Origin of the sequence: Undibacterium sp. RTI2.2 (genome assembly GCF_035018705.1) — a bacterium.
Taxonomy (GTDB): domain Bacteria; phylum Pseudomonadota; class Gammaproteobacteria; order Burkholderiales; family Burkholderiaceae_D; genus Undibacterium.
Map to the genome: position 1 here is coordinate 32,744 of NZ_JASJXN010000014.1, position 21,079 is coordinate 53,822.

Genomic DNA, 21,079 nt, shown 5'->3' on the forward strand with positions numbered 1-21,079 from the left:
ACCTCAAACATCTCGCAAAGGTGCACGCCATAACATTAGTGCAGCAATCAATTTAAGAGCACAGGGCAAAATCGCGTACGCAACGCCCAGCGCTTGGATACCTTGCAGGTCGCTGGTACCGGGCACGTAGCCAAGAAAATCAAGCAAAGGCAAAGACACTCCGGCAGCCAATGCTAGATTCATCTTGGTGGCCCAATTCCAGGCACCAAAATAGGCGCCCTCTCGCTGCCCGCTATGCCCGCCTTTTCTGATGACCGCAGCCAATAAGGCTGGTGGCAATGCCAGATCAGCACCAAGCGCCAAGCCAGACATTGCGCAAATGATCCCGAATGGCATTGCTGCCCCGACACCCAGGCCAAACACCCAGACAAAAGAGGCGATCGATAGCAGCATCCCCAACAACCATGCGCGTGCCTCGCCCAGCTTACTTGCGGTGAAGACCCACAGAGGCATAGAAATCGCAGCCGCTAAAAAATACAGTATTAAAAATACGCCCGACAAATGCCCAAGCTGCAAACGATCTTTAGCAAAAAACAAAAATAAGGTCGCGGGAATGGATGCCGCAATTCCGTTGACGACAAATACCGCGAATAAACTACGAAAATATGCATTACGAAAAGGGATGGTCAATGACAGAGGCTCTGCTGCCAGAGCGTTCTCCGGCACAGCCTTTATCTTAACGTCGGCCAATGCCGGGCGAGGTGCATAACGAATCAGTAAGCCACTAGCGACCAATAAGCTGACCACAAATGCAGTCGACAACCACGCAATACTGGCTAACTGCGACAAGGCTGCAGCAGCAATTACACCAATCAAACCGCAGGCTTCGCGGACAGCCGTAATCCGCGTGCGTTCAGTGGGAGCCTGGGTCAATGCAGCACCCCAGCTTTGATGAGCGATTGTCGCTAGACTAAAACCCGCATATACCACCATCAATGAACATAAAAACCAAATAAACGGCGCACCGTTCGCGATTGTTAATGGATGAAATAGAGCGAGAAATCCTATAATCAGCGCAGGCAAGGACCAAAGTATGTAGCGCGAATACGATTGACTACGATGATTTTTATCGATCCACCAACCGATTGCCGGATCAATAAAAGCGTCCAGTAAACGCGCTAGCAATAGCGCCGTACCGATCAAGGTAAGTGAAATACCAAAATGCTCCGCATAAAACTGGGGAACATAGACATAGATGGGCAGCGCGACCAGCGCTAGCGGCAATCCGAACAGGCCGTAAGTCAGTACCGCAGAAAATGAAAAAATCTTCACTGGGACGTTAACCAAGTACGGCGACATTCACCGCAATAAAAATCGGTACGCGAGCCTAAAACAAGATCTAGGACAATCATCTCAAGCCTTCAATTTAAAAGGATTGAAATCAGTATCTATGTCGTAATAGTCCTCGTTCTCTTTCCGTTTTAAGAACGCGACAATTTTATAGGTGACAGGCGTCATCAGAACTTCCCAACCGGTCTTAAAAATATATTGGGCAATAATCACTGAGATCAGTTGGTGGTTCGACCAAATACCATAAAAAGCGATCACGTAAAATAAACTGGAATCTACCAGCTCACCGCAAACCGTGGATCCTATAAAGCGCATCCATAGTTGGCGACCTGCCATGGCAATCTTCATTTTTGCCATGACATAACTATTCACAAAACTGCCGCACCAAAACGCAATCATCGAGCCCAGGACGATGCGTGGCGTATTACCGAACACTGCATCCAGATGCATCTGGTAATCCCGGTTAAACGGATCAGCTGCGGGCTTTAACGCCAGCACCACAGCCGACATCACGGCAGCAAAAATCAAAGCACCAAAACCCGCCCAGATGACACGACGGTCGCGACCATAGCCATACACCTCAGTCAATATGTCGCCAAAAATGTATGAAATCGGAAAGAATAAAACACCCGCACCAAAGGTTACCGTGCCTAACACTGGCAAAGTCACTTCGGCAGCCTTAGCAGCGCCAATCAGATTTGAGCAAAGCAATACCGTCACAAATGCCGCCATGACGAAATCATAGTATTTGTATTGAGCGATAGGACGAGCCATAGTCTGGTTTTCTGACAATAAAATGAGTAGTTAAAACGAGAGTGACAACAAATTTGGTGTAATCAGCAAACTGATTTCTAAACGACGCTAAATACTAACTTAGAAAGAAAAACAGCGTCATTCTCTTGTAAGGATGACGCTGTTTTTTGTCCAAGATGAGCGGGTCAGGCTGAATTGTGTTGCTGAATTTAGCTAAGCTCTTCCAAACGCAACTTAGTAACAGAGCCGAATACCGTCGCCAATGCTTCAATTTTAGTAATCGCCGCCAAAATATTTTTCTCTTGAGTTTGATGTGTCAGCATAACGATATCGGTTTTTGCCTCGCCGTCTGCTGGCTCCTTTTGCAGCATTGCATCAATGGAAATAGAAAAGTCTGCCAGAATTTTAGTCACATCGGCCAGCACGCCAGCCTTGTCTGCAACATGCAGGCGCAAATAGTAGCTAGTGACAATTTCAGACATCGGTAAAATCGGTAATGCACTCATCGCGTCAGGCTGGAACGCCAGGTGCGGTACGCGATGCTCAGGATCAGCCGTCGCCAGCCGGGTAATATCGACCAGATCTGCGATGACAGCAGACGCAGTCGGCTCTGCACCTGCACCTTTGCCGTAATACAGCGTCGCACCAACCGCATCGCCTTGCACTAACACCGCATTCATCGCGCCTTCTACATTGGCGATCAAGCGCTTTTCCGGGATCAGGGTTGGATGAACACGTAATTCAATTCCATGATCGGTACGCTTGGTAATACCCAATAATTTGATGCGATAGCCCAGTTGCTCTGCGTAGCGGATATCAGTCGCCTCAAGTTTGGTAATGCCTTCTACATGCGCTTTATCAAATTGCATCGGGATGCCGTAAGCAATTGCGGCCATGATGGTCGCCTTATGCGCTGCATCGACACCTTCGATATCAAAAGTCGGATCTGCCTCGGCATAACCCAATGCTTGCGCTTCTTTTAGAGCAGTCCCGAAATCCAAACCTTTATCACGCATTTCGGACAAGATGAAATTGGTCGTGCCATTGATAATGCCGGCAATCCACTGAATACGGTTCGCGGTCAATCCTTCACGCAGAGCCTTGATAATCGGAATTCCGCCAGCAACCGCGGCCTCAAATGCGACCATCACACCTTTGGCTTGTGCCGCAGCAAAAATCTCGTTGCCATGAGTTGCCAGCAAGGCTTTGTTCGCGGTGACGACATGCTTGCCGTTGGTGATGGCTTTTAACACCAAGTCTTTAGCGATGCCATAGCCGCCAATCAGTTCAATCACGATATCAATCTCAGGATTATTGACCACTAAATTGGCATCATTGACGACTTCGACTTCTCCATTAGTCAGTTCGCGCGCTCGCTCAACGTTGAGATCGGCTACCACGGCAATTTCAATCGAACGTCCTGCGCGACGCATAATCTCTTCTTGATTGCGCTTCAAGACGTTAAATGTGCCGGAGCCAACTGTGCCTATACCTAACAGACCAACTTTGATGGGTTTCATATTATCTCTATACGTACTAAATAAAAAAATTAAGCGGTGGCAGGTTAAAAATCCTGCCAGTAAATCTTACAAATTATCTATAAAAACAAGCCTTGCTAATTCGTACCATGACGTCTGCGATAACCCTCCAGAAAACTGGCAATCCGCCCGAATGCTTCCGTCAAATCATCGGAATTAGGTAAAAACACGACGCGGAAATGATCTGGATGTATCCAGTTAAATCCTGTTCCTTGTACCAGCAAGACCCGCTGCTCGGTGAGTAAGTCATGAATAAATTCTTGATCATCCTTGATCGGATACATCTTAGGATCAAGTTTAGGGAACATATATAAAGCGGCTTTGGGTTTGACGCAAGTCACACCGGGAATATCGGTCAGTAGTTTATGCGCCAGATCACGTTGTTTTAACAGGCGACCGCCAGGACCGACCAGATCATTGATACTTTGGTAGCCACCAAGGGCTGTCTGGATGGCAAATTGTCCGGGCGCATTCGCGCACAGACGCATGGAGGCCAGCATATTTAAACCTTCAATATAATCTTTGGCGTGACGTTTCTCACCAGAGACCACCATCCAGCCTGCCCGATAACCACAAGAGCGGTAATTTTTGGACAAACCATTTAAGGTTAAGAACAGGACATCGTCTGCCAGCGATGCGATCGAAGTATGTGTCGCTTCGTCATACAAAGTCTTATCGTAAATCTCATCCGCAAAAACGATCAACTGATGCTGGCGGGCGACTTCAACGATTTGCTGCAAAATTTCAACCGGATATAAAGCACCGGTAGGATTATTCGGATTGATGACGACAATTGCTTTGGTATTCGGCGTGATCTTACTTTTGATATCGTCTATATCTGGCATCCAGTCCGCGGTTTCGTCACAGACGTAGTGAACAGGTTTACCGCCAGACAAACTGACTGCGGCTGTCCACAAAGGATAATCCGGCGCTGGCACCAAGACTTCATCACCAGAATTGAGTAAAGCATTCATACTCATGACGATCAACTCAGACGCGCCATTACCGAGATAGACGTCCTCAATAGTGACACCACGGATATGTTTCTCCTGGGTGTAATGCACGACCGAACGACGCGGTGCGAACATCCCTTTAGAGTCGGTATAGCCTGCAGCATTTTGCATGTTCAGTATCATGTCCTGAACAATTTCATCGGGAGGATCAAAATTGAATACGGCCAGATTGCCGATATTCAGTTTGATGATCTTATGTCCCTCATCCTCCATCTGTTTGGCTTTTTCCATGACGGGGCCACGGATGTCATAACAGACGTCTGCTAATTTTTGTGATTTTTGTACGGGGCGCACTGATGCAATCCTCTATAAAATAAGTCTAAATTGGTGCGAGGCTGCAAGATGATGGCTCATTGATGGGCTCATTGACGATTCATCTCAGTCAATCTATCGTTGATTGCTGCACTGCCAGATTGTGCATTTTGCCCAATGAACACCGTTTTATCAATTCGTTTCGAGAATTCGTCTAATTTTGTTTGCTTTTGGTGAGTTTTAACAAAAATTACAGGGCATTGATTGGATAAACCCTTGTGATCAGTCGAGTATGAGATATCAATGGCAGAATGCGCCAGCCTTTGAGAAAAAAAGCTACAATGCGCCAATCTTGAGACTTACGCCTGCATCCATGAAGCTACATTCAACTCAAACTCAGCAATACCAGACTGTCACTGCCTACGATCAACAAGGCGTGGAATTTAATGCCAAGCGCTTTGAACATAGTCTGATCGTTTTACCCGAAGTCGCTCCCTCACTTTGGAATGTTACGCATTTTGATACCTTAACTGCCGACGATTTTGCGCAGGTGAATGCGACTAAGCCCGATGTCGTGATTTTGGGTACGGGTGTACGTCAGCGTTTTATCCATCCTAAATTAATCTCTGTATTGACGAGTCAGCGCATCGGTGTCGAATGCATGGACAATCAAGCTGCCTGCCGCACCTACAATATTTTGATGGCAGAGGGACGCAAAGTCGCTCTGGCCTTGATTATGGAATCTGCATGAGACCAAGCCGCTCGCCTTACGACTCCCACGCTACGCTTTGGCTGATTGCGATTGTTTTTACTTTGCTCTGGTTGTATATGTTGGGTGCACGGACTTTGGTGCCCACGGACGAAGGTCGTTATGCCGAGATGGCACGTGAAATGGTAGCTACCGGCGACTGGATTACGCTACGTTTAAATGGCATTAAATATTTTGAGAAGCCACCACTACAAAACTGGATGAACGCCATCAGTTTTGAACTTTTTGGTCTTGGCGAATGGCAAGCCAGATTGTGGACTGGATTATGCGGTTTATTAGGAGTTGCAGTAACCGCTTATACCGGCGCCAAAGTATTTAACCGTCGGGTGGGTATCAGTACTGCGCTGGTTTTGGGTTCCAGTTTTTTATGGTTTGGTCTGGGTCATATCAATACGCTAGACATGGGCTTGTCCGGCATGATGACCTTGAGCTTGTGCGGTTTGCTATTAGCGCAAAGAACCAACGCCAGTGCTGCTGAACAGCGTTATGGCATGTTGCTGTGTTGGGTCGGGATGGCGTTGGCGAGTATGTCAAAAGGACCGATTGGCTTGGTCTTGCCAGGGGCTGTACTCGTCATTTACACCTTGGTAACGCGTGATTGGGCGCTCTGGACACGTCTGCATTTGGGTAAAGGCTTGATCGTCTTTTTCTTGATCACTGCCCCCTGGTTTATTTTGGTCTGGCAAAAAAACCCCGAGCACCCCTATTTCTTTTTTATTCACGAAAATTTTCAGCGGTTTACCAGTAAGGTCCATCACCGTGAAGGCGCATGGTATTACTTCATTCCCATCCTGATACTGGGAATCATGCCTTGGCTGGGCTTGTTGCTACAAAGTCTTTGGTCGGGCTTGCGTGAGAAAACGATAGGAGAAAATTTTCAGCCTAAAAAGATGTTGCTGATCTGGTCAGTCTTTATCTTTGTATTTTTCAGCATTTCCGGATCAAAATTACCGTCTTATATTTTGCCAATTTTCCCTGCGCTGGCTTTGCTCGTCGCGGTGCGGCTAGAACGGACATCTATCCTTTCGTTGCGCATAGCAACAGGCTTATTTGGGCTGATCGGACTGGCTGGTTTAATTTTTGCTGGTAAAGTTGGCGGCCTCACTAATGACGCTTATGAAATCCCTCTTTATCAAGCATACCAACCTTGGGTTTATGCGGCCGCAGCGGTTGCTTTTACTGGCGGAATACTAGCGAGCTATTTTGTTGGACGGAATAAAGATGCCGCAGTTATAACTTTGGCGACAGCAGGATTTTTTGCCTGGCAAGCGCTGTTTCTAGGACATGAGCCATTAGGTCGTTATGGCGCGGGATTGCAACATATTGCTGAGATACAAGCAGAATTAACGCCTGCTACACAGATTTTCGCAGTGGGTCGCTATGAACAATCATTACCTTTCTATTTGCATAGGACGGTCACGTTGGTGGAGCACCCAGACGAGATGGCGTTTGGACTCGGAATACAACCTGAGCTATGGATACCCAAGCGTGAAGATTTCGTAAAAAAATGGCGTGAAGACAGCCTGAGTAGCAAAGCAGATGTTGCAATTCTACGTACCGATATTTATCAGGCATTTGTAAAACAAGAAGTGCCAATGCGCGTCATTGCAGAAGATCCAAAACGCGTTATTGTGTCAAACATACTTACTAAATAAATAAAACGACAAAGTAAGACAAGCAATCCAATTAATCCAGCTAATCCGGCCACAGGAACAAGAAAATAATATGAACATCGGCACTTTTGGTTTTATTCTGACCGGCATTTTTTTAAATGCAATCGCGCAGTTACTACTTAAAATAGGCACTAAAGCAGTGGGCGCCATCCATTTAACAGCGGAAAACTGGCTCCCTATAGGATTAAAACTAGCGACTCAATTGCCTATCATTGGCGGCCTCACTTGCTACGTGTTGTCAGTGCTGGTATGGATTGTCGGCCTGTCCCGGGTTGATGTCAGTATCGCCTATCCGCTGCTGTCTATCGGCTACGTTGTGAATGCCTTCCTTGCCTGGTACCTTTTAGGTGAAGTCATGTCGCTGCAACGCATACTCGCTATCGGCGTCATTATCATTGGTGTCGCCCTCCTGATAAAAAGCTAAAGCATCGCTAAAAATCAACATGATTTGAAGGTAAATTAAAAAATAAGGGGAGTATGTCGATAAATACCCCTTATTGTCCAAACAATATCTGGACGATTAAATTTACTCCATCCCAGTATATAAATAAAGGAATCAGCAATGACTACAGCACTGCCCTTCTTGCCATTCACAAAACCCACCATGGACGAAGAGACGATTACCGCTGTCGGTAATGTCTTGCGTTCTGGCTGGTTGACCAGCGGTCCTAATGTGCAGGCGCTGGAAGCGCAATTGTCCGAGTACTTTGGTGGCCGACCAGTGCGCACCTACAACTCGGGCACTTGTACGATGGAAATCGCTTTACGCATTGCGGGCATCGGCTCGGGTGACGAGGTAATTACGACACCAAATTCCTGGGTTGCTACCGCCAACGTCATTATCGAAGTCGGTGCTACGCCAGTATTTGTCGATATCGATCCACGTAGTCACAATATTGACCTGGATAAAGTTGAAGCGGCGATCACACCGCGCACAAAAGCAATCATCCCTGTTCACATGTGCGGCCTGCCCTGCGACATGGATAAACTTTATGCAATCGCTAAGAAACACAATCTGCGTGTCGTCGAAGATGCAGCGCAAGCCATTGGTTCTACCTGGAAAGGTCAGCGCATCGGTGCCTTTGGCGACTTTGCCTCATTCAGTTTTCAGGTCAATAAAAATATCATGACTGGCGAAGGTGGCTGCCTGGTCTTAAATAATGCAGAAGAAGCCCGCCTGGCAGAAAAGTATCGGCTACAAGGCGTCACCCGTAGCGGCTTGGATGGTATCGATGTTGATGTCCTCGGCGGCAAATACAATATGACCGATATCGCCGCCGCGATTGGTCTTGGACAGATGAAGCATCTGGCAGAGTTCAACGCCAAACGCAAAGTGCTGGCGCAGTATTATTTTGCGACATTTGGCAGCGAATTCGAAGCACAAACAGGCGCCGAACTACCGGTCGCTGATTTTGAAAACAGCAACTGGCATATGTTTCATATTGTTTTGCCAGAACGCGTCAATCGCGGCGAATTTATGCAGCAAATGATGGATGTGGGCATCGGCCTCGGTTATCACTACCGTGCTATTCATTTGTTCAGCTATTATCGTGCTCGTGGTTTTACAGATGGCATGTTCCCGATCGCAGAGCGTGTTGGTAAGCAGATCGTCACACTGCCATTATTCCCAAGCATGACCCAAGCCGACGTAGAACGCGTCGTGTCTGCGGTAAAATCTTGCCTTTCCTAATTTTGAGCCTCGATTGATGAAACCAGAACTCTCCGTCGTCATCCCTGTTTATAACGAAGAAACCGGTCTAGCGCAGTTGTACGCTCGGCTATATCCCGCGCTGGATGCCCTGGCTGCGCGTGGTGTTAGCTATGAGATCGTATTCGTCAATGACGGCAGTCGCGACAATACGGCGTCGATACTGGCGGATCAGTTCAGACTGCGTCCAGATGTTACCCGTGTCGTCTTATTCAGTGGCAATTACGGCCAACACATGGCGATACTGGCAGGATTTCAGGCGACCCGCGGTGAAATCGTCGTCACGCTCGACGCCGATCTGCAAAATCCCCCTGAAGAAATTGGCGCACTGGTCGACAAAATGCGCGAGGGCTATGACTACGTTGGCTCTATCCGCCGCAAACGTCAGGACTCAGCATGGCGTACCTACGCCTCCAAAGCAATGAATCGCTTCCGCGAAAAAATCACCCGTATCAAAATCACCGATCAAGGCAATATGCTGCGCGCTTATGGCCGCAATGTGATCGACCTGATCAATCAATGCAGTGAGGTCAACACTTTTGTGCCTGCCCTTGCCTATACTTTCTCGCGCAATCCGACCGAAATCACGGTGGAACATGAAGAACGCGCTGCTGGCGAATCCAAGTATTCACTGTACAGCCTAATCCGCTTGAATTTTGATTTGATGACGGGCTTTTCTATTATGCCTTTGCAGTGGTTCTCTATGCTAGGGATGGTGCTGTCAGCGGCATCTGCCCTGCTGGTATTTTTGCTCTTAGTTCGTCGCTTTATTTTGGGTTCGGAAGCAGAGGGCCTATTCACGCTATTTGCGATTGCTTTCTTTATGATGGGCGTGATTCTGTTCGGTATTGGTTTGCTCGGTGAATATGTTGGTCGTATTTATCAACAAGTACGCGGTCGCCCACGTTATGTGGTACAAACAATTTTAGAACATACCAGCAATGATGTTTCAGAGACCAACTGAGATGACAGATAACAATCTCACTGGCAGTGACGCCACCAATGCCACTGCTACTGCCGTCGTCTTTGCTTACCATAGCGTCGGTGTTCGCTGTATCAAAACCTTGTTAGCTCGCGGTATCAACATCACGCTGGTTGTGACGCATGAAGACAATCCTGCTGAGACCATCTGGTTTGAATCGGTCGCTGCGCTTTGCAAAGAACACGGCATACCGACCATTACCCCAATCGACCCAAAGTCTGCTGAATTACATCAGCAAGTCGCAGCTATCGCGCCCGATTTTATTTTCAGCTTCTATTATCGCAATATGTTGCCCGTTGAATTATTAGGGCTGGCAAAACGCGGTGCCTATAATTTGCACGGATCTTTATTACCCAAATACCGTGGTCGTGTACCAGTCAATTGGGCAGTTCTGCATGGCGAAACTGAAACGGGGGCAACACTGCATGAAATGGCGCTTAAACCTGATGCAGGCGCGATCATCGCCCAGACCATGGTGCCGATTTTGCCAGACGACACGGCGTTTGAAGTATTTGGAAAATTAACGGTCGCGTCCGAACAAACCTTATGGTCAGCTTTGCCCGGCTTGCTAGCAGGCAACGCAATTAAGCTGAACAACGATCTGTCGCAAGGAAGTTATTTCGGTGGACGTAAGCCAGAAGATGGTCGCATTAACTGGCAGCACACTGCGCAGCAGGTGTACAACTTGCACAGAGCCGTTGCTCCACCCTACCCCGGTGCGTTTACTGAATTAAATGGTCAGACTTATGTTATCGGAAAAGCACGTTTATCAACAAACTTTCCTACTAACAATAGATCTGATTTGCCGACAGGCTTATGTGTAGTGGATAATGCTATCTTTGGCGTTTGCGGCGATGGTCGCGCACTATCGATTATTGAATTATTATCCAATGGCAAAGCGGTTTCCCCTGAAGTTTTGGAAGCTGCCATCAAGGCTTAAAATTGGTTCAATCCAATGAAGCAGACATAATCAAAAAACGGTCGGCAAGAATAATAAGTAAATCAAATTTTAACTAAAGAAATCACAATGAAAAAAGTCCTCATTCTCGGCGTGAACGGTTTTATTGGCCATCACCTCTCCAAGCGCATCCTGGAAACTACCGATTGGCATGTCTATGGCATGGATATGCAAACCGAGCGTTTGGGCGACATGATCAATCACGAACGTATGCACTTTTTTGAAGGTGACATCACCATCAATAAAGAATGGGTTGAGTACCACGTTAAAAAATGCGATGTCATCTTGCCATTAGTCGCCATCGCGACCCCGTCGACTTACGTCAAACAGCCTTTGCGTGTGTTTGAGCTAGACTTTGAAGCCAACTTGCCTATCGTCCGCTCCGCAGCTAAATACGGCAAACATCTGGTATTTCCATCGACGTCTGAAGTGTATGGCATGTGCCATGACGAAGAATTTGATCCAGAACAATCAGAACTGATTTGCGGACCGATCAATAAACCACGCTGGATTTACTCTTGCGCCAAGCAACTGATGGATAGAGTAATCTGGGGTTATGGCATGGAAGGTTTGAATTTCACACTGTTCCGTCCTTTTAACTGGATCGGTGCTGGCTTGGATTCTATTCATACACCAAAAGAAGGTAGCTCACGCGTTGTGACGCAATTCTTTGGTCATATCGTCCGTGGCGAAAATATTTCTCTGGTAGATGGCGGCGCGCAAAAACGTGCGTTCACTTATATCGACGACGGTATCGACGCCTTGATGCGTATCATCGCTAATAAAGATGGCATTGCCAGTGGCAAAATCTACAATATCGGCAATCCAACCAATAACTTCTCTATCCGCGAACTCGCGCACATGATGTTGACGTTGGCGGCTGAGTACCCGGAATATGCAGAAACAGCGAAAAAAGTACAACTGACAGAAACAACCTCAGGTGCTTACTACGGCGCAGGTTATCAAGACGTACAAAACCGTGTACCAAAAATCACCAATACCTGTGAAGAACTGGGCTGGGCGCCGACGACAGATATGAAAGACACTATGCGCAATATTTTTGATGCTTACCGTGGGCAAGTCGCCGAAGCCCGCGCATTGATGGACTAATCCAGTAACAATGCCAAGCATCGTTCTCAAAATTGACGTCGATACCTATCGCGGCACAAAAGAAGGCGTACCAAATCTGGTACGCCTTTTAAAACAACATCAAGCTGGTGCGAGCTTTCTGTTTTCTTTAGGTAAAGATCACACTGGCTGGGCATTGCGACGCGCATTTCGTCCTGGCTTCTTCAAAAAAGTGTCCCGTACCTCGGTAGTTGAACACTATGGCATCAAGACTTTGATGTACGGCGTTTTTCTGCCCGCGCCGGATATCGGCAAAGACTGTGCGGCAGAAATGCGTGCGGTCAAGGAAGCTGGCTTTGAATGTGGCATTCACACCTGGGATCACGTGGTCTGGCACGACAATGTGCGCCAACGCGATGCAGCCTGGACCCAGAGCCAGATGCAGCAGGCGTATGCGCGCTTTACACAAATTTTTGGTGAAGTACCAAAGACGCATGGTGCGGCCGGCTGGCAAATGAATCCGGATGCGTTCGCTCAGTTAGACCAATTTGGTATTGCCTATGCTTCAGACGGTCGTGCGATGCTCAACGACGACGGCAGCTTGACTGATCCCGCAGCCGGACCGTATCGCTTACAGTCGCATGGCAAAACCTTCGCCTGTCTGCAAATGCCAACTACACTCCCAACTCTGGATGAAATTTTAGGGCGAGAAATTGACGGCGTCGTCATCAATGAGTCAAATATCGCCGCTAACATACTTAAATTAACGGCGACGCCAAGAAATCATGTATTTACCTTACATGCAGAACTTGAAGGACAGAAACTTGCCCCCATCTTTGACCAATTATTGAAGGGTTGGCGCGAGCAGGGTTACGATTGCATCTCCATGGCGACATATTATGACGCCATCAAAAACGATATTTTGCCGGTGCGTCCGATTACTTGGGCTGAACTGCCGGGACGATCGGGAGAATTGATCGCATTACTGCCTAGCAAGTAGCACAGTAGTAATTTCCAGGCGCCTCAGTCCGACTCTTTGCTTGAATTGATGCTGACCCGAATTGACTCCGGGTGGCATCTAAGTGTCTCGCATTTAAATGCCTCGCATCTAAGTGTCTAATTTAAGCTTCTTATTTAGCACATATTCAATCTACCTCAGGAGATCACCGTGGCCGATAGCCCATCAGCACTGCAATGCCAAGTCCCCGATTTTTCTGCCCCGATGACAAATGATAAAACTTTCCAACTCAGTAATTTTGCTGGAAAAAATGTTGTCATTTATTTTTACCCAAAAGACAATACTCCCGGCTGTACGACAGAAAGTATGGCTTTCCGAGATTTATACGACAGTTTCCAGCAAGCCAATACCGAAATTTTTGGCTTAAGCCGCGACAGTCTGCGCTCTCATGAAGGTTTTAAAAGCAAACTGGGTTTGCCCTTTGAACTAATTTCTGACCCGGACGAAACTGTTTGCAATCTGTTTGACGTCATGAAAATGAAGAGTATGTACGGCAAACAACATCGCGGTGTCGAACGCAGCACTTTTGTGATTGACGGCAGCGGTAAATTAGTGAAAGAATGGAGAGGAGTTAAAGTAGCTGGACATGTTGATGAAGTGTTGGAATTTGTGAGCGCAAACCAGTAATTGAAATCAAAAATTTTCTTCGAGAAAAAGCCGTGTATGGAAGTGTCCCGGATTAATCCGGCGTCATCCATAGCGGCTTTTTGACTTTTAAGCTCTCACACTTTTAGAAGAGGTCCTAATGCCCCTGCCCAAAATGCCGACAAAACCTGCGGCTCTGCTGTCCCCAAAGGATTATTCAAAAGCAGATAAAACCAAGTCTTTAAATGTCACTAAACCCGCTAACAAACCGGAAACCAGATTGAGCCCGGTAGCGACAACTGCAGCCAGTAACGCTGTAAGTAACGCCACTGGCCGTGCACCAGCAGCCACGCCGATTAAGGCCAATGTGGTCGCACCGGTTAAGAACCCTGTCATAGCTAAAACGGCCATACCAGAAACTCAGGCCAAAGCTAGCCCGACAAAAATTAATGCAAAAGTGAGTGAAAAACCAGCGCCTAAAACTGGCTCATCGGCACACGAACATCGTGTCAAGTCAGGTACTAGCCGGGCGGCGGATAAGTCGGGCGTAAAAAAATTATTTGTACTCGACACCAATGTGCTAATGCATGATCCGTCATCGCTCTTCCGCTTTGAAGAGCATGATGTGTACTTGCCTATGATCACTCTGGAAGAGCTGGATGATCATAAAAAAGGCATGTCAGAAGTCGCACGCAATGCACGTCAGGTATCGCGCTCACTTGACGCTCTGGTTGGCGATATTGATCATCACGAGATTGAAAAAGGTATCTTACTTTCCAAGTTAGGGAATAAAGACGCCAAAGGTCGCCTGTATTTCCAGACCAAATTGCAAAGCGCAGCATTGCCGCAAGGCTTGCCTCAAGGTAAAGCAGATAACCAGATTTTGGCTGTGGTGCGCGCGTTAGAGGCAGAAACACCAGGTCGTCCTGTCGTATTGGTCTCTAAAGACATCAATATGCGAATCAAGGCGCGCGCCTTGGGTTTGCCAGCAGAAGATTATTTCAACGATCATGTGCTGGAAGATTCTGATTTGCTGTACACCGGCATAGTGCAACTGCCAGATGATTTCTGGAACAAGCATGGCAAAGGGATTGAGACCTGGCAAGAAAATAAGAACGGTCTGAGCACCACGTTCTATCGTATTACCGGGCCGATTATTCCTAGTTTGCTGGTTAATCAATTTGTCTATCTGGAACCGAAAAACGGCGAGTCTTCGTTTTATGGTCATGTGCGTCAAATCAACGGCAAGACTGCTGTATTGCAAACCTTGCGTGATTATGGTCATGCCAAGCACAGCGTATGGGGCGTAACTTCTCGTAATCGTGAGCAAAACTTTGCTCTCAACTTATTGATGGACCCAGAATGCGACTTTGTCACCTTGCTGGGGCAAGCGGGTACAGGTAAAACTTTATTGGCATTAGCGGCGGGCTTAGCGCAAGTGTTAGAAAGCAAAACCTACAATGAGATTATCGTCACCCGCGTAACCGTGCCGGTCGGCGAAGACATTGGCTTCTTACCAGGTACAGAGGAAGAAAAAATGTCGCCGTGGATGGGCGCATTTGACGACAATCTGGAAGTGCTCAATAAATCAGACAACGACGCAGGCGACTGGGGTCGTGCTGCGACACAGGATTTGATACGCTCCAAGATCAAAATCAAATCGCTGAATTTTATGCGTGGCCGTACTTTTGTGAACAAATTTTTGATTATCGACGAAGCACAAAATCTGACGCCAAAACAAGTTAAGACCTTGGTTACTCGCGCCGGACCGGGCACAAAGATTATCTGTCTGGGTAACATCGCACAGATCGATACACCGTACCTGACCGAAGGTTCCAGCGGGCTGACTTATGTGGTTGATCGCTTCAAAGGCTGGGCGCACAGCGGTCATGTGACCTTGGCGCGTGGAGAACGTTCTCGTCTGGCAGATCATGCGAGTGAAATTTTGTAGATCATAATCGACTCATTACTAAATAAGCTTTAGCAAAAGACTAGCGAACGCTTAAGCAAAAAATAAAAATCGGTGCATTCAATATGCACCGATTTTTTTATGCCCACAAATCTAGAAGGAAAGGGAAATTCACATACTCCCCACCATTTTTTTAAAATATGCTCTACTGTCCAATGATTATATGGACGATTAAATATACTACCTCATAGTATATAAATAGATTTAATCACTCTCCCTGAATAAACCATCACTCCATTAAAACTGAGAAGACTAGACGTTTTGAAGTCCCGGCGCAGCATCGTTAGTGCACAAGGATCAGCACAAGGATCAGCAACGCCAAATTAGTAACGCCAAGCAAGAAAATATTTCTTGATATAAAATCTTGCCCAGGCAACTAATTCATCAAGAAATTAATCAAAAATATGGCTCAGCCCTCCTCCACTTTTCCGCTCGACGTGTATCAGGTTGAAGAAAGCCTCGGCTATCTCATCTCTCGTGCGAAAACCATGCTGTCAAAATCAGTTGATGAATCGGTATCAAAACTAGGGATCACGCATGCCCAATCCAGCGTATTTATGATGCTGGCAACCGGTAAATGTGAGACCGCCGCCGAGCTGGCACGTGATCTTTTTATCGATGCTGGTGCAATGAAGCGCATGCTAGACAGGTTAGAAGTAAAAGGCTTACTCGTACGTGTTACAGACGAGAGCGATAAACGTCTGTTTAAATTGGAATTGACGCAAGCCGGACATGAATTAGTGCAGCATTTACCCGGCATCTATAACGATGTTTTAAATATCGGGTTTACGGGATTTAGCCCGGAAGAAATTGGCTTTTTAAGAAGCTTACTCAAAAAATTATTAGCCAACAGAACTTTATTAGAGCAAACAGCAGTTCCTAAATAATCATTGCCCTGACAAACATTATTTTTCTATTTCAATAAAAACTATGAAAATTCCATTCCAAAGACAAGCATCGATACGACTGGGCTTAGCCAGTAGCGTCTTTGTCTTGCTCACCGCCTGCGCCAATTTTAGTGGCATACAAAGCGATGCCAAGTTGAAGTCCTTTGACTCTGGCGACAAAGCTAGCGCAACGGCACTGCAAAATGCAGCATGGCTCAATGCCAACTGGGCTAAAGACATTGGCGGACAAGCCTTGCAAGACCTAATTGACGCCGCAATTGCCGATAACCCTAGTCTGCAAGTTGCGGCTGCCCGCGTAGCAAGCGCCAGAGCCATGATACAAGCCACGCGCGCCAACGAATTACCTAGTGTTGGCGCAAGTTTTGACAGTACCTACCAGCGCTTTACTGAGAACGGATTAATTCCGCCGCCACTCGCCGGCGCTGTAGAAACAAATAACCAGCTAGCGTTGAATTTTTCTTACGACCTGGATTTTTGGGGTAAGCACTCCGCCGAAATGCGAACTGCTCTGTCGCAAGAAAAAGTCGCCTTGGCAGAGCAACAAAGTGCCCGCTTAATGCTGAGTACCGCAGTAGCGCATGCCTGGGTGCAGTTGCTGCGTCAATACGAGCAACTAGATTTGAGCACACAACAACTGGCAATACGAAATAAGTTTGACGAGATCACACGCCAACGCGTGAAGGCAGGTTTGGATAACAATACTGATATCCAGCAAAGCTTATTGCAAAGTGCGAATCTGCAATCGGATATCAATCAATGGCAAGAAGCCATTGCGCTCAATCGCAACCAATTAGCCGCATTATTAGGACAAGCGCCTGAGCGTGGTCAATCCATTCCCCGTCCTCAGTTTAATCCTGGTATGAATACTTCGCTGCCTGGTGAATTGCCTTTGGCTTATCTGGGTCGCCGCCCCGATGTGGTAGCAGCGCGCTGGAGAGTCGAGTCTATGCAAAGCGAGATCGATACGGCGAAAACTCAGTTCTATCCTAATATCAATCTAATTGGTTTTGCGGGCTTCTCCAGTCTTGGGTTAACGAACCTGTTACAAAGTAGCAGCCGCATCGTTGGCGCTGGCCCTACAATTCGTTTGCCAATATTTGAGGGTGGCAGTTTGCGTGCACAGTTAAAAGGTCGTGTGGCTGCATACGATGCCGCAGTCGCGACTTACAACCAAAGTCTGACTGATGCCTTGCGTGAATTGGCGGATCAAGTCCAATCACTGAAAACTGCGGAACTTCAAAATGGCAATCAAAAGAATGCCGAAAAAGCAGCAGAACAAACCATCAAGTTGGCACAGCAACGTCAACGCGTTGGCACAGCGAACATTCTGCCGGTGCTGGTCGCTGAAAACATTTATGTTTTGCAGAAAAAATCTTCATTAGAACTACAGGTGCGCCGTGTTGACTTACAAATCAATTTAATCAAAGCACTGGGTGGCGGTTATGAGATAGCCCCAGAACTTCAACTATCTCAACTGCCTGCAAGTGCAGCATCAAATAATAACGCTCAATCACTCACTCACTCGGAGGCCGCACAATGAACGCGCCTGTTACCAATAATGGCACTAACGCCACAGCGACAACACCAGCAGCAACTTCGGCAACAATGGCCAATACACCGCCACCAAACGGTAAGCGTCGCGGCTTGTTGATTATCGTCACGATCGTATTGATTGTCGTGGCAATCGCTTACGCCTTTTGGTGGTTTACCATCGGGAGCCATTTTGAAAATACAGAAGATGCTTATGCCGCTGGGAACGTTGTACAAGTAACGCCGCAAGTGGCTGGAACAGTATTAGCCATTCATGCTGACGATACCGAGTTGGTACAAGTCGGCAAGCCATTGATCGAACTTGACCGTGCAGATGCCAAAGTAGCCTTGGATCAAGCCGAAGCGCAGCTAGCACAAACAGTTCGCGAAGTCCGCGTGTTATTTGCAAACAACGCTCCATTGCAAGCCAATGTCAGCACACGTCTGACTGAAGTGGAACGTGCTAAATCCGATCTGGCTCGCCGTCAACAGTTGGTCAGTACTGGCGCCGTCTCTTCCGAAGAAGTCGACCATGCCCGTTCAGCAGTGCAAAGCGCCGAATCTGCGTTATTAGCAGCGCGCGAACAACTAGCATCCAACAGTGTATTAACTGACCGGACAAATGTTGAACAACATCCCAACGTTTTACGTGCAGAAGCCCGTGTACGTGAGACCTATCTCGCCTACGCTCGTACCAGCTTGCCAGCGCCCATGTCAGGCTACATCGCTAAACGTTCGGTACAAGTCGGTCAGCGCGTAGCTGCTGGCTCACCATTGTTGTCGATCGTGCCGTTAAACTCCTTATGGGTCGATGCCAACTTTAAAGAAGTGCAGTTAGCCCACATGCGCATCGGACAAGACGTGACTTTGGAATCCGATTTGTATGGTTCTAGCGTCGAATATCATGGCAAAGTTGCTGGTTTGTCCGCTGGTACCGGTTCTGCATTCGCCCTGTTACCTGCGCAAAACGCAAGCGGCAACTGGATTAAAGTTGTTCAGCGTGTTCCAGTTCGTATTGCGTTAGATGAAAAAGAACTGGCGACACACCCGCTGCGCATCGGTTTATCTATGCAAGTCAAAGTCGATATCTCTCAGCAAAAAGGTAGCCCGGTTGCTGGTAGTGCGCCACTGCGTAATACAGCAGATTACAAAACGACGGTATTTGAACAAAGTGGCAAAGAAGCAGATGATCGTATCGCGCAAATCGTCACGAACAATATGGGCAAGAAGCTGTAATGAGCACCTCCATTTCAGCGTCGGATGCAGCAGGCGAACCGCAGGGTAACGCCCCTGCGGCTCCTCCTGCTCCAGCCGCGCCATTGCCACCGCTAAAAGGTGCTCAGTTAGCACTGGGAACCTTGGTGTTATCACTTGCCACGTTCATGAACGTGTTGGACTCGTCGATTGCAAACGTATCAATCCCGGCGATTTCGGGCAACTTGGGTGTCTCGCCTCAGCAGGGCACCTGGGTTATTACCTCGTTCGCGGTAGCGAATGCGATCTCCGTTCCACTGACCGGTTTTTTAACGAATCGGTTCGGACAAGTCCGCTTGTTCACTACTTCCATCTTGTTATTCGTCATCTCGTCGCTACTATGCGGTATGGCGCCCAATATTGAGACGCTGATCGCTGCCCGTATTTTGCAAGGGGCGGTTGCCGGCCCAATGATCCCGTTATCCCAATCTTTACTACTGGGTAGTTACCCTCCCGCTAAAAGTTCGATGGCGCTTGCTTTATGGGGGATGACGACGCTCGTCGCACCTATTATGGGCCCGCTGCTTGGGGGCTGGATTTCAGATAACTACACTTGGCCATGGATTTTTTATATCAACATCCCAGTTGGACTTTTTGCGGCATGGACAACCTGGTCAATCTATAAAACACGGGAATCCAAAATTAAAAAACTGCCAATTGACGTGGTCGGTTTGGGTTTGCTTGTGGTCTGGGTCGGTTCTTTGCAAGTGATGTTGGACAAGGGCAAAGAACTGGACTGGTTTAACTCTGGCGAGATTATTTTGTTAGCCGTGATTGCGGCAGTTGGTCTGATCTATTTTGTGATCTGGGAGCTTGGTGAAGAGCACCCTATCGTTGATCTGTCGCTGTTTAAACGACGCAACTTTAGCGGTGGTGTGGTAGCGATTTCTGTTGGCTATGGTTTGTTCTTTGGTAGTCTGGTGATCATGCCATTATGGCTGCAAACACAGCTCAGCTACACGGCGACGGAGGCAGGCAAAGTGATGGCGCCGGTAGGTGTTTTTGCGATTATCTTGTCGCCGCTGATCGGTAAATTTTTACCAAAACTGGATGCGCGTAAAGTGGCTACTACTGCGTTTATTTTGTTCGCCGTGGTGTTTTATATGCGGGCACAATTTACGACCGATGTGGACACGATGACACTTCTGATTCCGACTTTGATTCAAGGTGCAGCGATGTCGATGTTTTTTATTCCATTGACCTCGATTATTCTGTCTGGACTAACCCCGGACAGAATCCCGGCAGCATCTGGTCTGTCCAATTTTGTCAGGATCATGTGCGGCGGCATGGGAACGTCGATCGCATCGACGATATGGGATAGCCGCACAACCTTGCATCATGCGCAGTTAACTGAACATACGGGGAGCAACTACCCTGCTTTTGTTCAAAGTGTGCAGGCATTAATGCAACAAGGCATACCAGAAACAGGGGCGTGGGCCGTGATTGACAGAACAATGTCGATACAGGCAAGCACGATGGCGGCGACGGATATTTTCTACTTATCGTCGTTTATGTTCTTATCGCTGATTGCGCTGGTATGGATCACCAAACCGAAAAAGTCATCTGCCCCCATTGATGCCGGAGGAGCACATTAAGTAAGAAATTACCTATACTCCCCCATTTTTTTATAAAAATTTCCCTGCAAGCCAGTAATTACACGGACAATAAAATATACTAGGCGGGAGTAAGTTAATTCATGGCAATGTAAGTATCGGCATCAGTAATACCGTCAGACAGTCATTAGTTACAGACTAAGTTCGGGTCTGCATTAGTCTGATCAGTGGAGTAAAGCGTATGGAGTAAGCCCCAAA

General features: G+C 47.4%; 18 protein-coding genes. 14 read left to right on the forward strand and 4 right to left on the reverse strand.

Going from position 1 to position 21,079, the window contains the following annotated elements; translation table 11 throughout:
• Positions 1-3: 3 nt before the first annotated feature.
• From QN395_RS09570 to QN395_RS09585, 4 genes are all read right to left on the reverse strand, one after another.
• Positions 4-1,272: an MFS transporter gene (locus tag QN395_RS09570; protein ID WP_322119182.1), complete on the reverse strand. Its 1,269-nt coding sequence runs from the start codon at positions 1,270-1,272 to the stop codon at positions 4-6.
• 81 nt (positions 1,273-1,353) lie between these two features.
• The gene (locus tag QN395_RS09575; protein ID WP_322119183.1) at positions 1,354-2,064 is read right to left on the reverse strand and encodes a queuosine precursor transporter; all 711 of its coding nucleotides are present in this window, start codon (positions 2,062-2,064) and stop codon (positions 1,354-1,356) included.
• Positions 2,065-2,252: 188 nt separating this feature from the next.
• A complete protein-coding gene (locus QN395_RS09580) occupies positions 2,253-3,563 on the reverse strand; it encodes a homoserine dehydrogenase (protein ID WP_322119184.1) in 1,311 nt (436 codons plus the stop codon).
• A gap of 95 nt (positions 3,564-3,658) precedes the next feature.
• Positions 3,659-4,888, reverse strand: coding sequence for a pyridoxal phosphate-dependent aminotransferase (locus tag QN395_RS09585; RefSeq protein ID WP_322119185.1), 1,230 nt, complete (start codon positions 4,886-4,888; stop codon positions 3,659-3,661).
• Between the two features lie 331 nt (positions 4,889-5,219).
• Here QN395_RS09585 and QN395_RS09590 point away from each other — a divergent pair, with 331 nt between their 5' ends.
• The 14 genes from QN395_RS09590 (at position 5,220) to QN395_RS09655 (ending at position 20,863) form a co-directional block, all read left to right on the forward strand.
• Positions 5,220-5,597 carry an Mth938-like domain-containing protein gene (locus QN395_RS09590; protein ID WP_322119186.1) on the forward strand — a complete coding sequence of 126 codons (378 nt, stop codon included), beginning with the start codon at positions 5,220-5,222 and terminating at the stop codon, positions 5,595-5,597.
• On the forward strand, positions 5,594-7,270 hold the full coding sequence (locus QN395_RS09595) for a glycosyltransferase family 39 protein (protein WP_322119187.1): 1,677 nt from the start codon (positions 5,594-5,596) through the stop codon (positions 7,268-7,270). Before QN395_RS09590 ends, QN395_RS09595 begins: the two co-directional genes overlap by 4 nt.
• Before the next feature lie 70 nt (positions 7,271-7,340).
• Positions 7,341-7,712 carry an EamA family transporter gene (locus QN395_RS09600; RefSeq protein WP_322119188.1) on the forward strand — a complete coding sequence of 124 codons (372 nt, stop codon included), beginning with the start codon at positions 7,341-7,343 and terminating at the stop codon, positions 7,710-7,712.
• A 138-nt stretch (positions 7,713-7,850) separates the two neighbouring features.
• Complete coding sequence (locus QN395_RS09605; protein WP_322119189.1) at positions 7,851-8,978, forward strand: DegT/DnrJ/EryC1/StrS aminotransferase family protein; 1,128 nt, start codon at positions 7,851-7,853, stop codon at positions 8,976-8,978.
• Between the two features lie 16 nt (positions 8,979-8,994).
• Positions 8,995-9,960, forward strand: a complete 966-nt coding sequence (locus QN395_RS09610) for a glycosyltransferase (protein WP_323492346.1) — start codon at positions 8,995-8,997, stop codon at positions 9,958-9,960.
• Between the two features lies 1 nt (position 9,961).
• Positions 9,962-10,918: a formyltransferase gene (locus QN395_RS09615; protein WP_322119191.1), complete on the forward strand. Its 957-nt coding sequence runs from the start codon at positions 9,962-9,964 to the stop codon at positions 10,916-10,918.
• Positions 10,919-11,005: 87 nt separating this feature from the next.
• A complete protein-coding gene (locus QN395_RS09620; protein ID WP_322119192.1) occupies positions 11,006-12,046 on the forward strand; it encodes a bifunctional UDP-4-keto-pentose/UDP-xylose synthase in 1,041 nt (346 codons plus the stop codon).
• 10 nt (positions 12,047-12,056) lie between these two features.
• Positions 12,057-13,004, forward strand: a complete 948-nt coding sequence (locus QN395_RS09625) for a polysaccharide deacetylase family protein (protein WP_322119193.1) — start codon at positions 12,057-12,059, stop codon at positions 13,002-13,004.
• Between the two features lie 168 nt (positions 13,005-13,172).
• On the forward strand, positions 13,173-13,649 hold the full coding sequence (locus QN395_RS09630; protein WP_322119194.1) for a peroxiredoxin: 477 nt from the start codon (positions 13,173-13,175) through the stop codon (positions 13,647-13,649).
• A gap of 118 nt (positions 13,650-13,767) precedes the next feature.
• Positions 13,768-15,558: a PhoH family protein gene (locus QN395_RS09635; RefSeq protein WP_322119195.1), complete on the forward strand. Its 1,791-nt coding sequence runs from the start codon at positions 13,768-13,770 to the stop codon at positions 15,556-15,558.
• Positions 15,559-15,980: 422 nt separating this feature from the next.
• Positions 15,981-16,463, forward strand: coding sequence for a MarR family winged helix-turn-helix transcriptional regulator (locus QN395_RS09640; protein WP_322119196.1), 483 nt, complete (start codon positions 15,981-15,983; stop codon positions 16,461-16,463).
• 43 nt (positions 16,464-16,506) lie between these two features.
• Entirely contained in the window at positions 16,507-18,024 is a 1,518-nt protein-coding gene (locus tag QN395_RS09645; RefSeq protein ID WP_322119197.1) for an efflux transporter outer membrane subunit, read from the forward strand.
• Positions 18,021-19,250: an HlyD family efflux transporter periplasmic adaptor subunit gene (locus QN395_RS09650; protein WP_416200108.1), complete on the forward strand. Its 1,230-nt coding sequence runs from the start codon at positions 18,021-18,023 to the stop codon at positions 19,248-19,250. Before QN395_RS09645 ends, QN395_RS09650 begins: the two co-directional genes overlap by 4 nt.
• Positions 19,250-20,863 (forward strand): DHA2 family efflux MFS transporter permease subunit, encoded by a 1,614-nt coding sequence (locus QN395_RS09655; RefSeq protein WP_322119198.1) that lies wholly within the window; start codon positions 19,250-19,252, stop codon positions 20,861-20,863. Before QN395_RS09650 ends, QN395_RS09655 begins: the two co-directional genes overlap by 1 nt.
• The last annotated feature ends 216 nt before the right edge of the window (positions 20,864-21,079 follow it).